Origin of the sequence: Mycobacteroides sp. LB1 (assembly GCF_013449725.1) — a bacterium.
In the GTDB taxonomy this organism is placed as follows: Bacteria; Actinomycetota; Actinomycetes; order Mycobacteriales; family Mycobacteriaceae; genus Mycobacterium.
This window is the reverse complement of record NZ_JACCFF010000003.1, coordinates 214,757-229,848: the sequence shown is the minus strand read 5'-3', so window position 1 is coordinate 229,848 and position 15,092 is coordinate 214,757. Positions and strand designations below refer to the sequence as shown.

The window sequence follows — 15,092 nt, the reverse complement described above, 5'->3', positions numbered from 1 at the left end:
TGGTAACGGCGCCCACCGACAACCAAACACATCGCCGGCCCGAACAGTTAGCCGTTCAGCCCCAACAGCTCTGCCCCATTTCGATCCAGGATCAACGACGCATCCTCTGCCGACAGGCCCTCCTGGATGTACGTCGCGGAGCTGACGTACCGGGCACCGCCTTGGTACGGGAAGTCTGACCCGAACACCAACCGGTCCGCACCCAGTGAGGCAACAGCCGCCTGCAAGGCGGGCGTGTGGTCATGCCCCACCGTGTCGTACCAGATCCGGCGGGCAGCGTCCTTGGGTGCTTCCGGACAATGCGTCGCCTCCCACTCGGTGACCTGTCGGTTTGCACGCTCCAACACCATGGGTAACGCCCCGCCCAAATGGCACGTCACGATCTTCATATCCGGATACCGCGATGGGATCCCCGCGACGATTAGGTGCATGATCGCAATGGTGTCCTCGATCGGCGCCCCGATGGACCAGGTGAGCGAGTGGTCGGTGATCAGCGAGGACCCCGCACCGCACCCCGCCGGATGCACGAAAAGGATTGCTCCCCTGCGATTCAGCTCCTCATACAACGGATCAAAGACCGGGTCGGCGATGGACCGCCCGAGTACCGAGGTCGTGATCGCCGCACCGTACATGCCGAGATCGTCGATCGCACGGGCCAGCTCCTCCACCGCGGCCGGAACGTGGGGCAGGGGTAACGACGCAAACGCCCTGAACCGCCCCGGATACTCACTCGCGAGCTTCGCGTACTCGTCGTTGACAAACCGCGCGCTGTCCACAGCGACGGACTCGTCCTCGAAGTGCGGTGATGCCGGTGTCGCGGAAAGGATCTGCAGGTCGACACCTGCCTCATCCATCAACGCGAAACGGCCGTCAAGGTCAGCCCTCGCTGCCCCAGCCCCAAGACCGCGATGGACATCGGTACCGGACCGCCCGTACCCGTCGAGCAGCGAGAGGTAATCGTCCGACCACAGGTGAGCGTGAATGTCGATGCGCACACTCGTCATGCTAGTACCGGAACCCCCGTCGCCAACGGAGTCAGCAGTTCACTGAAGATCCCCACACCATCCCGAGTGAGGATGGACTCGGCGTGGAACTGAATGGATGCGAAACGCTTGGCCCGCAAGGCATGAACCTCACCCGTAAGCGGATCAGAGCTGATCTGCACCCGGCCCGCCGGGGTATCCGTCCACTCACCGCCCGTCACCGCCGCAAAGGTGTTGTAGAACCCGACATGCCGGTCGACTCCGAATAGGTTGATCTGCCGCTGCACTCCCTGATTCGGCTGCTGCCTGCGCTGAACAGGCAGGCCGAGCTGACGGCATAGCACCTGATGGCTCAGGCAGATCGACAGGAACGGAATGCGCCGCATGAGAGCTGTCTTCGTCAACGCGGTCAGGGTGGCAATCTTCGGAACATCGATCGCCGTCGGATCACCCGGACCGGGGCCGAGCACCAAGATGTCATGCGTCCCGGGATCGATGTCATCATCGAAACGACGGATTTCCACCTCTAATCCCAAGGCCCGCAGCTGCAATCCGATCATCGAGGTGAACGTGTCCTCCGCGTCGACGACCAGCGCGGTCCGCCCGACGAGACTGGTGGCAGTTTCGAGAGAGCCATGTCCCAGCCAGAACGCTCCGATCCCGGTATTGCGGCTGGCGAGAGCCTCCGTCACACGGGGATGGCTGCGGAGTTCACGCCGGGTCGTCAGCGCGGAGAGCAACCCCGCTGCCTTGCTGCGGGTTTCGGCGGCCTCACTTGCCGGATTGGAGTGCCGAACGATGGTGGCTCCGGTGCCGGCCGTGAGCGCTCCGTCCGGGGAAATCTCAGCGGTACGGATCAGGATCGCCGAATCCAATTGCCGCACACCGGCGTCGTCCGTACTGATCAGCGCGGCGACTCCGCTGTAGTATCGGCGGCCATTGGGTTCGTATCGTTGGATAACGCGGCAGGCATTCTCCAACGGGCTCCCGGTCACAGTAGGCGCGAACATCGTCTCAGCCAGGACCTCGCGCGGATCTCGATTCGTCACACCGGAAATCAGGTACTCGGTATGCGCGAGCCGCGCCATTTCCTTGAGATACGGTCCCTGCACCTGCCCGCCGTCCGGGCAGATACGAGCCATCATCTTCAGCTCTTCGTCGACCACCATGTACAGCTCATCGGATTCTTTGGTGTCGGCAAGAAACTCCATGACCGCATCCAGGTTCGGGCCGTTGGCGTCGTACCGATAGGTCCCGCTGATCGGGTTCATCACCGCCAACGAATCCTGCACGCTGATATGACGTTCGGGGGTGGCGCCGATGAATACCTGCTCCCCGGTGCTCACCAAAAACGTCCAGTACGCCCCCTTCTCCCGCTCCAACAACCGGCGAAACAGGGTCAGTGCGGTGTTGATCGAGTAGTCGTGCAGCTGGACGAGCAGATTTCGCTTGAGCACGAAGTTGGCTCCGGCGCCCTGGCCGATCTCCTCGGTGATGATCCCCAATGCAAGGCGCGCGTACTCCTCGTCGTCGATATCGAAATCGCTGTGACCCACCACCACCGGGTGCTCAGGGATACGGTCCAGCACCTCGGACAGCGGAACGAGCTCCTGGTGCTCAATCGCAAGCGCCAACAGCGGAGCGCCGTCATCGGGTGCCACGAACCCCCGCTCAGCGATCTGCCGGTACGGCACCAACGCCAGCAGGTCGTGCCCAACCCGCGTGTCACGCAATGGCAGGTCGGCGATCCGTTCGACGGAACTCACCTCACCCGTGAATACGTCAACGGTATCGGGCGTGCCGGATTCCGGCCGGTGCAGCAATGCGAACGGTCCGGTCTCGCCGGTCAGCACGCGCCCGAGCAGATCACTCATGTCAGCACCTCGTCCGTGACGGTCAGCACGGCGCACCGACGTGCCGCATATTCCAGTGCCAGCCAATGTGATTCGTCGTCGAAGTCGGCGACCGCATCAGCGACCAGGAAGGTCTCGATGTCCTGGGTGAAGGCATCCACCGCAGTCATCAGCACGCCGACGTGCGCGTACACCCCGCAGATCACCAGCTGATCCCGCCCTGCCGCGTGCATCCGCTCAAGCAGCGCCGAACGATGGAAGGCGCTGTACCGCCATTTTGTGAAGACCCAGTCTCCCGGCTCGGGTGCGATCGGATCGACGATCTGGCGATGTTCCTCGTCTACACGCATCCCGGGGCCCCAGAAGTCCTTCAGCAGGCCGCGCTGCTCCTCGGTCATGCTGCCGGGCTGCGCGGTGTAGGCAATCGGGATATCTGCCGCCACGCAGCGGTCACGAATAGCCGCAACATTGCTGACCAGCTGCGCGCGCAACGAAACCGGCAGCGGGGCAAGGAAGTAACGCTGCATATCGTGAATGAGCAGCACGGCCCGTGCCGGGTCGATCTGCCATGTCGCCGTGTTGGCGGGCAACAGGTCAGCGGTGGGTAGGTCATATTCGGCGATGATGGGGATACCGCGTTCAACAGTTGTCATTGATCAAACCCCTAGCGTCGCGCCGCCGTCGACCACCAGCGTGTGCATGGTGATGTGGGCGGCTTGGTCGGAAAGCAGGAAGGCCACGGCATCGGCAATGTGTTGCGGTTGGGCCACGCGCCCCAAAGGGATGCCAGGCTTGAAGTCACCAAGACTTCCGGCAACCAATCCGGAGTCGGAGGAATCCCCGAGCATGGCGCGCAGCATCGGCGTGTCGGTGGAGCCGGGGGCGACGACGTTACAACGAATTCCGTACTCGGCGAGCTCCAGCCCCAGGCTCTTGGTGAAGGCGTCGGCGGCCGCTTTGGACGCGGAATAGGCGGCCATACCCTTGCGCGCCACCAACGCCGCATTGGAAGCGACCGTCACGATTGACCCTGCACGTCGCGAAATCATGTGTCGCGCCACCTCGCGGCTCAGCACGAATGGCGCACGCACGTTGACGCCAAAGGTTAGTGCCCAGTCGGCATCGGAGAACTCCACCGCCGCACCGGTTCTCAACACACCCGCGCCGTTCACCAGAGACGTGATCGGTCCGATGCGGGACTCGATATCCGCGACCCCCACGGCCACCGCGGTGTCATCGGTGATATCGAGAACTTGCCCGATGATATCCAGGCCCTCATCGGCGGCGTACTCGATGAGTTGTTTGATGGCGACCTCATCGACATCCACCGCGACTACTCGCTCGTCCCGTCGGGCCAGCGTGATCGCCACTCGCGAACCGACGCCCCCTCCCGCGCCGGTGACCACCGCTACCATGCCGACACCACTTCGGCGGCCTGCTCGGTGTTGAGTCGCGGATCGCACAGCGTGGAGTACCGCTGGCCCACTTCGTGGTTCAGCGAGTCATCGAAAACGCATTCGGTTACATCATCGGGGGTCGTCTCCAGGTGCAAGCCGCCGGCATGCACCCCCGCCTCGGCGAGCACCTCACGGAATCCGCGCACCTCGTCGATGGCCGTCTGGACGTGGCGCGTCTTGTACCCCGAGTCCGTGGACACGGTATTGGCGTGCAGCGGGTCGCACAGCCAGATCACCGGATGTCCGGAATCTCGCACTGCCGCCACCAATTCGGGCAGAGCCGAGCGCACCTTCGATGCGCCCTGCCGAGCGATCAGCGTCAGCCGACCACTCTCATGTTCGGGATCGAGCTTGTCGCAGAGGGCCAGCAGTTCATCACTGGTCATCGACGGGCCCACCTTGCAGGCAACCGGATTGGCGATACGAGAGAACAAATCGACATGCGGGCCGTCCAGCTGACGGGTGCGGTCTCCGATCCATGGCCAATGCGTGGAGGTCAACACCATGCGGCCCTCACCATCACGGCGCAGCTGTGGCACCTCGTAGTCGAGCAACAATGCCTCGTGCGATGTCCATACCGGTGGTTCGATCACCGACAGTGACGAGGGCACTCGCCAGCCGAGGTGTCCCATCACCCGGTTCGCCGCCCAGTAGCCGGCGAGCATCCGATCCGGGTTGGCGCGCCGGTGTACCGGATGCGGCTGCGGCCCGTTCACGAGATGGCCACGAAAAGAGGGTAATTCAACACCGTCGACCATCTCGGTGGGCTTGGACCTTGGCTTGGCGTACTGGCCGCCGATGCGTCCAACGCGAAGCACCGGTCGATGGGTCTTCATCCGCATGGTCCCGGCCAGCACGTTGAGCAGCGCCACCTTGCGGGCGACGTGGACGTCCGTCGACTCCTGCGGATCCTCCGCGCAATCGCCCGCCTGGATGATGGTGGCCCGGGCCTGCGCGACCGTGCTCAACAGCGTGCGTAGTGTCCGAATCTCGTCGGCGCCGATGAGCGCCGGGAGCTCGCTGAGTTCGGAGCGCACACGTTCCAAGTGGACGTCGTTCTCCCAGTTCGGCTGTTGCACAGCATTTCTAGTGTCGAGCAGGAGAGTGGAAGCGGACGCTGTCATTTCGGTGAACTCCATTCGTTTGACATCTGATTCACTTGCCCCACTGGACTGCGTCGAAAACGTCCAGTTGTCTGGCCTTAGTAGGAGTGGTTATGGTTCCGGCGCCGTCACGCAAGACCAGCTGCCGCAGATCGGGCCCGACAGGATCCCACCGGGGTAGTCGCGGGCTGCCCGGTGCTCGGCCGTGGGCGAACTCGGCCACTAGGTCCATGAATGCCGCCGAGGTTTCGCGCTCCTTCGGCCCGTCGCCGAACTTGGCCACGTTGGTCGGATGCGCGTAGGTGCCGAAGAGGAAAGGTGACGTCGACTCATGTGGCACACCGAAGTACGGTGGCCGCACCGGGTGCGCGTACTCCATCAGATAGAGCGGTGCACGCCGCTCAACTGCTGCGCGGCGCGTGAACGCGAGGACGTCGTAACGAATCAAAGCGTCGCCCCACAGTTCGGTCCATAGCGACAAGGGATCTGTCGACCGGCCGTCTTGTTTCGCCGAATCCGTATACGCGGCCACGGCATCAGTGACCGTTACCTCGGATAGGGATGACGCCCCCTGTTCGAGGATGTCACGGAAGGATGCCCGGAGTGAGGCGGCATCCGTGGGCTGCGGTTGCGGGTCGGGCGCCTTGGGACCGGTGAAGAACGATCCCTCCGTACTGGTGTAGATGGAGATGGCCGGGATGTCGGGCATCGGTTGATTGACGTCGAAGGCCGGAAGCAGCACCGGATCGAGGACCGGCCCGCGATACTGGCGTCCGCTTTTGACCACGCGCTGCGACCTCGGCAGGGCGAACTGTGCGACCCACCAGTCACGTATCCGGTCCGCCGGTACGTCTTTCAGATTCTTCACCGGCACCCCCTGGGCTACGGCCAGGGCATCGAACACATCGGTGGCGTCATCTGGCGTCAAGCTCAGATACGGGCTCCAGACATGTGCCGGGCTGATGCTGACTATCCGGCGCAACAGCGGCCGCGTCTGCGGATGCACGGACAACTGCCAGGTGCTGGCTCCGCCGGCCGAGGTCCCGATGAGCGTGATGTTCCCCGGGTCGCCGCCAAACGCCTTGGCATTGTCGCTAACCCAGCGCAATAGGGCGATTTGGTCCTGCAGACCCCAGTTGGTGTGCAGACCGGTGTCGGGGTCCTCGAGAGCGGGATGACCACAGAAGCCAAAGGCGCCGAGCCGGTAGTTGAAGTTGACCACAACGGCACCGGCACGCTCTGCGAGCGCGGCGCCGTCGTAGACGGGAAGACTGCCCGCTCCGCGAGCCCAGCCGCCGCCGTGGATATAGACGATCACGGGCAGCAACGCTGCGCCGTCGATCGACGGCGTCCACACGTTGGCATACAACGCGTCCTCCTGGCGCACCGGGTCGCCACCGGCTGGCTGAATGAATTCAGATCCAAATTTGTTGGTGTTCAATGTGTCTCGCCACGGAGCCACCGGGCGCGGGGACCGGAATCGATTCTCCCCGGTCGGCGGCTGCGCATAGGGGATGCCGCGGAACACATGCACCTTTCCGGCGGCTTCCCCGCGGATCGCGCCCCCGGTAACGGTCACTTGCGGGTCAGCCGCGCGGGCCGGTGATCCGCAGCCGGCGAGTACCGCCGAGCCAGCCAATGCCACGGTTGTTCCTAGCAACACTCGCCGGGTGATCACCTCTCTATCTTCGGGATACGGCCTCGCACGCCAAACAATCGCGAATTCAGTTCGTCAGTTCGGAGACAATCCGTCAAGTTGGCACCCTGGGCACCCCATTGCGCCACCTACACACTCAGGCTGCGCACAACGATGGGCAGGTCACAGCGTTGTTCACCCATCGGACATCTTGCATTGAGCCACCACGATTGGTGTAGCGGGGCACACGCATAGTCCGTCACTTGTGTGGTGCCAATACCTAGCCCAATGCGCGAGTCTCGCCCATCCTTGGGGTCGACATCGAACATCCGCTAACTCATTGAGGTGCGAGAGACATGACATCTGCGACCAAGGCACAGGCCGCGACCGAACTGTTCGATACGCGTCCCCGCGTCAGTTCCGTAGACGCCATGGCCTCCGTGGCCGCGCAGGTTTGCCCCGACGTGCTGCGATCACTGCCGCGCTGCGATCAGCGTGCCAAGGGCGAGGACTACGTCACCGGCCTGCTGAACGTGCGCGGCCGAAAGTCCGCCCGGAACATGGCGGCCTCGATGGGTAAAGAAGTGAGTGAGCAGAACCTGCATCACTTCGTGAACAGCTCCACCTGGGACTGGTGGGCGGTGCGCCGGGACCTCACCGCCTACCTCACCAGCGCGTACCACGCAGCCGCGTGGGTGGTGACCCCGATGCTGATCCCCAAGGCAGGCGTGCACTCCGTGGGCGTGGACCGACGCTACTGCCCCCGCGCAGGGCGTGCGGTTAACGGACAACTGGCCCTCAGTGTCTGGCTCGCGGCAGACGGTTTCGCGGTGCCGGTGAGCTGGCGGTTGCACCTATCGCAGCCCTGGTTGGAATCCGCGGCGAAGAAGACCAAGACGTCCATCCCCGATGACTACCCGCTGGAGTCGGTGAGCGGATGCGCGCTCTCCTCGTTCCAGGAATTCGCCCGGGTGGCCCGTCCTTCGAAGGCACCGGTGATCTTCGACCTGCTCGGCGCCAATGGCGCTGACCTGGCACAGGTCTTCGGAACACTGGCTCATCAGGTCACCACCACACGTGTGCCCAGCGACCTGCAACTGCAGGTCGTCGACCCGGCATTCGCCGGCCACCTTGGGCGCGTCCTGCCTGCCGCACAGATTGTGCAGGCCACTAAGGGATCACGACGCACCGAGCAGTACGTCTACCAGGGGCGTCGTCATCTGATCAGCGTGGCCAAGGTTCAGCTGGCCGACCCCTCTGCGGCGCGCTCACGCACGCCGTTGACGCTCGTCGGCATGACTCCCCTGGACCATCCGCGTGCGCGCACCGAACTTTGGTTGACCAACGATCCCGAATTCTCTACCTCGTCTCAGGCGCACCAGGTGGCGCTGGCCGATCACGTGCAACAGGGATACCTGCACCTGGCAAACCGCATGGGTATGCAGGACTTCGCGGGACGCTCGTTCACCGGATGGCACCGACACGCCACCCTCGTGTCGATCGCCGCGACGGTGGGCTGCCTCGTGTCACCCGGTCTGGCGGGTGAGCAGCGAGCCGCGCACTTTCCACAGCTTGATGGCGAGCTGCGTGTCCAGGAGCCGCTCGGCATCCTGCCACCCACTACCAAGTAGTTCATTCACCCGATCGAGGCGACGCACCACGGTATTGGGGTGGGTGTGCAAGATCTTCGCGGCACGAGTGGGACTCGCGCCGACGGTGAAGTACACGTCGAGTGTCTGGAGCAGATCGGTATCTCGTTCCGCGTCATAGTCGATCACGGGTCCGACCATGGATCTGACGAAGCCCTCCACATCCTGATGGCGCGACAGCAGCACCCCCAGGAAGCCGAGTTCATTTGCGGCAGCTGCTGTTCCGAGGGCCCCCAGCGCACTCATCGCATCCAGGCAACGCATCGCATCCTGGTACGTCTCCTCGATGGACTCGACGCGATCCGACGGTCCAGCGGAGGACACCGTCACCGGCATGCGTAGGTGCGCGGTCGTTTCATCCCATACCGCCTGGGCGGCCTGCCCCGGATCCGATCCCGGAATGAGCAGCACCACCACTTCATCCTGCGTGGCTCGCAGCCCACCCACTCGCGAGGCGAATGAGGCAGACCACAACGACGCACGATCCAATCCACCGCGTTCTGGCCTGACGATGACGACGACATGTGGCTGGTTGAGGTCCAAAGCCAAACGGCGGGCGTAAATCTGGACCAGCCGACTGTCACGCTGGCGGTAGTCCAGCACGTCGTGCAGCAAGTCGTTGCGCAGCTGGGCCACCGACAGCGACATCCGATTGTCACCGCACATCACCACCGCGGCGGTGGTGGCGAGATCCTGAATCTGCAGCGGGTACACAGAGACTGGTCCGTCGTCCAGGCTGGCGACGGACAGCTCACCGTGGAATTCGTCCCCGACCGTCAGTGCGGTGACTAGGACGTCACTCGGCTCTGGTTCCCATTTGTACGAAGCGATCTCCGCTCCGTCATGGCCCGTCACACGCATCGCAACACCCAGCTGCTCCCCCGCCGTGAGGACGAAGCTGTCCATACCACCGGGGCCGGCACCAGTATCGAGAAGGATGGTCCGCAGCTCTAGGCGTCGCTCCAGCTCCTTGATTCGTGCTGTATTGCTGGAGAATTCGCCGGCGCGCGCCAGGGCGATACCCGCGAACGAGCACAGGCTCGCGAACAGTGACCGCTCGGCGGCGGTAAAGCTACGGACCGTGCGCGAACCGACGTACAAGTTTCCGAAGTGCCGTCCCTCATGCTCCATCGGCATCGTCATCAGACTGTGCACACCCTCCGAACGCATGGCGGCATCGCCATCGCTCGCCCGCGTAAATCTGGTATCGGATGGGTAATCCGTGGTCCACACCGGGCCTTGCCCAGGGCGATACTGACTTACCAAGCCGATATCGTCGCCGATCGGGAAGTACAGACCGTGGTTGATCGCGGTGGTGGGTCCGTCGACATACCGAACGTGGTGCCGCACATCCGGCCCGTCACCATCGCGTACGGAGATGAACGAGAAGTCGGCGTCGAGCATGATCCGCGCACGTTTGACGAGGGTCGTCGACGCCTCGTCGATATCGTGGCCCCCGAGTAGTTCGATACCGACCCCCACGAGGCTGGACAGCCGGGCCTCCCGCTGATTCTGTCCTTCGATAAGGCCGTAGATACGTTCGGCATATCCGCGCGCACGATGCAGATCCGCGGCGCGCCATGGCGGCGAGGACTCGCGGGCCATCTCCTTGAGCCGGGCCTCGAATACGTCGGGAGCCGTTCCGGATGCAAGTAACCGCAGCACAGATAGCGCTGATTGGCCTGCACTAGGAGCCCCTTCGCGCGCCCCATTCACCTGTATGTCAGTCAATCCCAACTACCCGTCTGCTGTATATGCGTGGCAACGGTATGGGTGGGGTACAGCAGCGTCAAGACTCTTACGCGCGAACAGTTCGCAAAGATTCAACATGAGCGAAAGTTTGCGCAGGTGACCTCCTCAGATGCGGTGCGTGATGGCCGCCTCAACGAGCTGACCTGCGGCTCCCACATAGGTGGCGGGGTCCAACAGTTCATTGATATCAGTCTCGCTCAACCATGCGATGATCTCCGGCCGGGACCGACTAGCCTCGCGCAAACTCACACCGCGTGCGACGGCGTCGTCGACGACGGCCGTAACGACGGCCTTCGCAGGCCCCCTGCCCAACTGCGGGGTAAGCGCCGCCGCAAGCCGTTCGGCCGAGGGCTGTCCACCGAGCAACGCAAGGTTGCCGGACATGCGTTCCGCGTGCACCTGCAGGCCACGGCTGAGATCGACAGCCGTCTCTGCCGCACCACCGGTGAGCCGTAGACATTCCCGTAATGCCAACCACTCCGCGTGCCAACCGCCCGCCGACCGCTCGTCCTCACTGAGCAACGATTGCGTCAGAATGGTACTCAGCGCCGGAACCTGTAGGGCGGCCGAACGAATCATCGTTGCCAGCACCGGATTTCGCTTGTGTGGCATGGCCGAGGACACGCCTCGACCCGGCGGGGCCGGTTCGGTCACCTCGCCGATCTCGGTGCGGCTCAACGTGAGAACATCGACGGCGAGCTTGCCGAGAGCTCCCGACACAAAGGCCGTGGTGCTGCCGATATCCGCTATCGGGGCACGCAAGGCGTGCCAGGGCAACCTGGAAGCCACCAACCCCGTTCTCCGGGCGAACGCCGCGCTCAGCTCCTCGACAAACACCCCGGGGTCAGCGCCAGCCGGGCCGGCGTATTCGAGGTATCCGGCAAGGGTGCCCGCAGCACCGCCGAGCGATATCGGCAGCGCGCCGGCCACCGTAAGCACTCGTGCGCGCGCCTCCAGAATTAGCTCCCGCCAGCCGGATGCCTTGAGCCCGAACGTCGTCGGAACCGCCTGCACGGCCAGGGTGCGGGCAGCCATGACGGTGCCCCGATGCTCGACGGCAAGGCCGGCGAGAGCATCGGCCACCGCACCCAGATCAGTGGCGATGAGCCCCAACACCCGTTTGGACAGCATCATCGCCCCGGTATCGAGAATGTCTTGGCTGGTGGACCCGCGATGCACGTAATCGGCAGCACTCGAATCGATCTCACTTACAACTCGGGTCAGTTCCTTGATCAGGCCGACGACGGGGTTAGCGGTCTCCCGCGCAGACAACGCCACTGTGCGGATGTCGATATCGTGTGCGGCCGCGGCCTTGGCGATGACATCCGCCGCGGCCCTGGGTAGGACGCCGATATCCGCCTGCGCGGCCGCCAACGCGACCTCGGCGTCGAGCATCGCCTGCAGCCAGGCGGCATCGGTCAGTTCTGCCTCGGCGACGGTGCCGGCACTGACCGGTGAGAGCAGTCCGGTCTCCAGGAAACCGGTCACAACAACACCCCGCGATCACCCACATCCGCGGCCGGTCGCGGTGCACTCGCCAATGCGGCACGAGCGATAGCATCGGCATCGCCCAGCGTCACCGAATCAACCCCCGGCCTGATTCCCGCCGCGGTGACCCAATGCACGGATTCGGTGGGCACCCCGTAGGCGAACCGGCGTGGATGAACTCTCCCGTCGGCGCCGATCAACCGGTACGGGCGCTCCGTGACGGCCAATCCCTTTGTTTGATAGGCATTGTGATCGTCGGTACGAATCTCATACGGTCGGCATTGACCGGTCTCCTGCAGGAAGATCAGCAGTGGGTCGCTGCTGCGGCGCAGATCGGGTTCATGCAATCGCGCCTCGATGAGGCTGCGCGTCCTGATGGCCGATCCCGGGACGAGTGGCGACTCCACGACAACGGCCGGCTCATGGGTGTCGAAACGCACCTGCATCCGCGGACCCACCAAATGCATAACCCCGGCCTCTACCAGGGCGATGATCTCCTCGATCCGCTGGGCCGGCGGGCCGATGGACAGAAAGGCGTTCAACGGCGTGTACCAGCCCTCCAGCTCGTCCCGGTACGACTTCCCGTCCAGCCCACCGTGGTCCACCGCAAGTCGGATCTCATTGCGCAGGTCCCGCAACACGTCCAGCGCGGCCTTCACCGGACCGTCGACATTGCCCTCGCGCGCCATGACCACATCGGCGCGGAGATGCTCGAGCATCCATGCGGTGAAATCGGCGGGGTCGCTGAACTCGCGATCGCCCCACGGACGGTCCAGATCGTCCCATTCCCACAGGATGTCCAGCAGCTGGTGATCCGATAGTACCGTTGGCAGGTCGCCCTCGTCGGCGTTGAGGTACCGCGCGGCGAACTCCTCCACCGGCATCCCGCGCTGTGTCAAATGTCGTTCGTAATAAACGCATTCCACCTCGCGCGCGATGAGCGGCCAGAGGTCGCGGCGGAACCGCAGCAGACCGCCCAGGTCCTCCCGGAGCTGAGCGATGTGCTCTGCCGTGAGCAACCGCGGGAAGTAGCGACCCGAGGATCCCTTCTGGTTCTCACCGCGTGCGTGGTAGGGGATGCCACGCCGTGAACTCGCGTACAGAACGGGCTCCTGCCCCGAGGGGTGGTACACCAGGCGCGCGCCTTCTTCCCCGCTATCCCGGAGGAATCTTCCGCCGCGCCCCGCCGTCAGCAAGGCCATGTAATCGAAGAAGTTCAGACCCAACCCCCGAACGGCCACGGGCTCACCCGGTTTGATGGCGGACAGGTCGATATCGGCGGGGTTCGCGGGCGTGACGTACGTCAGTCCGTGGATACGGGCAAGGGAGGCTGCACGCGCCTCGCCGGGACGCAGACCTGCGGGCACATGCCCGATGGCGAGAATGACGGCGTTGAGATCATGTAATCGGGTTCCGTTCTCCAGCCGAACTCCCTGCGGCCCATCGATATCACCATGAGTGTCCGCCAACGCCACCGCACGAGAGCGGTGGACGTGAACAGTCATATGATCGGGCGCCCACCCGACCACGCGCGCGAAACTGTCGCTGAGGTAATGCCCATAGAGTGCACGCGTCGGGTATGAGTTGGATTGCAGTGCGCGTGCCTCGGCGATGGCCTTCTCTCCGCTGCGAGATGGATCGCCCAGCAAGGCAAGGCTTTGCGCCCACTCGTAGAGTGTCGGCCCCGGTTCTATTGGCCCTTCGATGGCCACGCTGTCGTCGGTGAACACGGTGATCTGCGATGCGACGGTGTTCATCAACAGGTGCCACGACTGATCCGTGCGCCATACCGATCCGGCGCCCGGGGAGTAGGGATCCACGACATGCACGACGATTCGCTCCGCGCTGGGTGCATGGCGTTCGTTGGCGCAGAGCCGCTCCAGCACCGCCAGGCCGCGTGGTCCCGCACCGATAATGCAAACCTGATGGTCAGACATCTACCGCACCCCCGCGGCCGACGTCACCGAGGCCAGCCCGAAATCGTTGTCTCCGTGCATCCAGGCCAACGCCTCGTGCAGATCGGCATCGCTCATCGCGCCCAACTTCTCGTTCCGTTCGACGGCCGCGTCCCCGGCCGAGTGCCAGATGCGGATGCTGTCGCGGGCAGCCAGAGTCACATCGGCGGTACGGTCCCGCCGCCCCGCGACATATCTGCTGAACCTGCCGGGGATGCGGTCGGGATCGGCACCGATGACCGCGCCGAGGACCACAGCATCTTCGAGTGCCTGGCTGGCACCCTGTGCCGCGTAGTGCAGCATGGGGTGCGCCGCGTCGCCCAGTAGTACGACGCGACCATCGGACCACTGCCGCACCGGATCGCGATCGACAAGCGCCCACGACCTCCAGTTCTCGCCCAGCTCAAGCAGACTGCGGGCCGTCCCGCGCAACGGTGCCAACTCGCAGAGCACCCGCGCCCTACTCACCGACACTCCCGAGAACGCCTGTGTGACACCGTCGGTGCGGCTCGCCGCCAGATTCAGCAGCGCCCCACCAGCAATGGGGTACGTCACAAGATGGCAGCCAGGACCGGTCCACCAGGTGACCGAATTGGATTGCAGGCTCGCGTCGACCTGGTCGATGGGCACTGTGGTGCGATACACCGTGATCCCGGCGACCCGCGGTTCACCGTCAGCAAGTAGGGTCCGTCGAATTATCGAGTTGATGCCGTCGGCCCCGACGAGGCCGTCGGCTTCCACGCTGGTGCCGTCGGCAAGCACCGCCCGCACACCGCTTGGATCCTGTTGGTATCCGAATACCTCACTACGGCTGCGGAGTCCGATGCGGTCATCCGAGGCGCACGCTTCGACCAGGATGCGATGCAGCTCAGCACGATGCACCACCAGGTAGGGACTGTCGAACCGCTGCTGGTAATCCACTCCCAGACTCATGGTGTTGATCAATCGGTCCGCGGTGGCGTCGAACAAACGCAGCGAATCCACCTGAACTCCGATGGCATCGATCTTGTCCCCCACACCGAGCAGGTTGAGAGCGTGTAATCCATTGGGGGCAAGCTGGATACCCGCGCCGATCTCGACGAACTCACGTGCCCGCTCCAGCACGACGACATCGTTTCCCGATGAGGCGGCACTCAATGCGATGGCAAGTCCGCCGATACCGCCGCCGACGACGATGAGCCGTGACATCACCGGCCTCGATTCTCTTGGTGTAAGC

General features: G+C 64.1%; 11 protein-coding genes. 1 reads left to right on the top strand and 10 read right to left on the bottom strand.

Translation table 11 applies throughout. The features are described from left to right. Nucleotides 1-47: 47 nt before the first annotated feature. The 6 genes from MLB1_RS14755 to MLB1_RS14730 are packed head-to-tail and all read right to left on the bottom strand — an operon-like array spanning nucleotide 48 to nucleotide 7,074. Entirely contained in the window at nucleotides 48-995 is a 948-nt protein-coding gene (locus tag MLB1_RS14755) for an amidohydrolase family protein (RefSeq protein ID WP_180750838.1), read from the bottom strand. A gap of 5 nt (nucleotides 996-1,000) precedes the next feature. Beyond that, entirely contained in the window at nucleotides 1,001-2,857 is a 1,857-nt protein-coding gene (locus MLB1_RS14750; protein ID WP_180750582.1) for an anthranilate synthase family protein, read from the bottom strand. Continuing rightward, complete coding sequence (locus tag MLB1_RS14745) at nucleotides 2,854-3,489, bottom strand: isochorismatase family protein (RefSeq protein ID WP_180750581.1); 636 nt, start codon at nucleotides 3,487-3,489, stop codon at nucleotides 2,854-2,856. Before MLB1_RS14745 ends, MLB1_RS14750 begins: the two co-directional genes overlap by 4 nt. A gap of 3 nt (nucleotides 3,490-3,492) precedes the next feature. After that, the gene (locus tag MLB1_RS14740; RefSeq protein WP_180750580.1) at nucleotides 3,493-4,251 is read right to left on the bottom strand and encodes an SDR family NAD(P)-dependent oxidoreductase; all 759 of its coding nucleotides are present in this window, start codon (nucleotides 4,249-4,251) and stop codon (nucleotides 3,493-3,495) included. After that, nucleotides 4,245-5,432, bottom strand: coding sequence for a 3-deoxy-7-phosphoheptulonate synthase (locus tag MLB1_RS14735; RefSeq protein WP_180750579.1), 1,188 nt, complete (start codon nucleotides 5,430-5,432; stop codon nucleotides 4,245-4,247). The genes MLB1_RS14740 and MLB1_RS14735 overlap by 7 nt, the downstream gene beginning before the upstream one ends. 16 nt (nucleotides 5,433-5,448) lie before the next feature. Beyond that, nucleotides 5,449-7,074, bottom strand: a complete 1,626-nt coding sequence (locus MLB1_RS14730; protein ID WP_180750578.1) for a carboxylesterase family protein — start codon at nucleotides 7,072-7,074, stop codon at nucleotides 5,449-5,451. 314 nt (nucleotides 7,075-7,388) lie between these two features. Between MLB1_RS14730 and MLB1_RS14725 the strand changes: the two genes are divergently transcribed. Then, nucleotides 7,389-8,663: a transposase gene (locus MLB1_RS14725; RefSeq protein WP_180750577.1), complete on the top strand. Its 1,275-nt coding sequence runs from the start codon at nucleotides 7,389-7,391 to the stop codon at nucleotides 8,661-8,663. Here the strand turns inward: MLB1_RS14725 and MLB1_RS14720 are convergent. From MLB1_RS14720 to MLB1_RS14705, 4 genes are all read right to left on the bottom strand, one after another. Then, nucleotides 8,559-10,286, bottom strand: coding sequence for a helix-turn-helix domain-containing protein (locus tag MLB1_RS14720; RefSeq protein WP_180750837.1), 1,728 nt, complete (start codon nucleotides 10,284-10,286; stop codon nucleotides 8,559-8,561). The genes MLB1_RS14725 and MLB1_RS14720 overlap by 105 nt on opposite strands. A 252-nt stretch (nucleotides 10,287-10,538) precedes the next feature. Beyond that, nucleotides 10,539-11,909 (bottom strand): lyase family protein, encoded by a 1,371-nt coding sequence (locus MLB1_RS14715; protein WP_219603169.1) that lies wholly within the window; start codon nucleotides 11,907-11,909, stop codon nucleotides 10,539-10,541. 8 nt (nucleotides 11,910-11,917) lie between these two features. After that, a complete protein-coding gene (locus tag MLB1_RS14710; protein ID WP_180750575.1) occupies nucleotides 11,918-13,858 on the bottom strand; it encodes an FAD/NAD(P)-binding protein in 1,941 nt (646 codons plus the stop codon). Then, nucleotides 13,859-15,064 carry an FAD-dependent monooxygenase gene (locus tag MLB1_RS14705; protein ID WP_180750574.1) on the bottom strand — a complete coding sequence of 402 codons (1,206 nt, stop codon included), beginning with the start codon at nucleotides 15,062-15,064 and terminating at the stop codon, nucleotides 13,859-13,861. Between the last annotated feature and the right edge of the window lie 28 nt (nucleotides 15,065-15,092).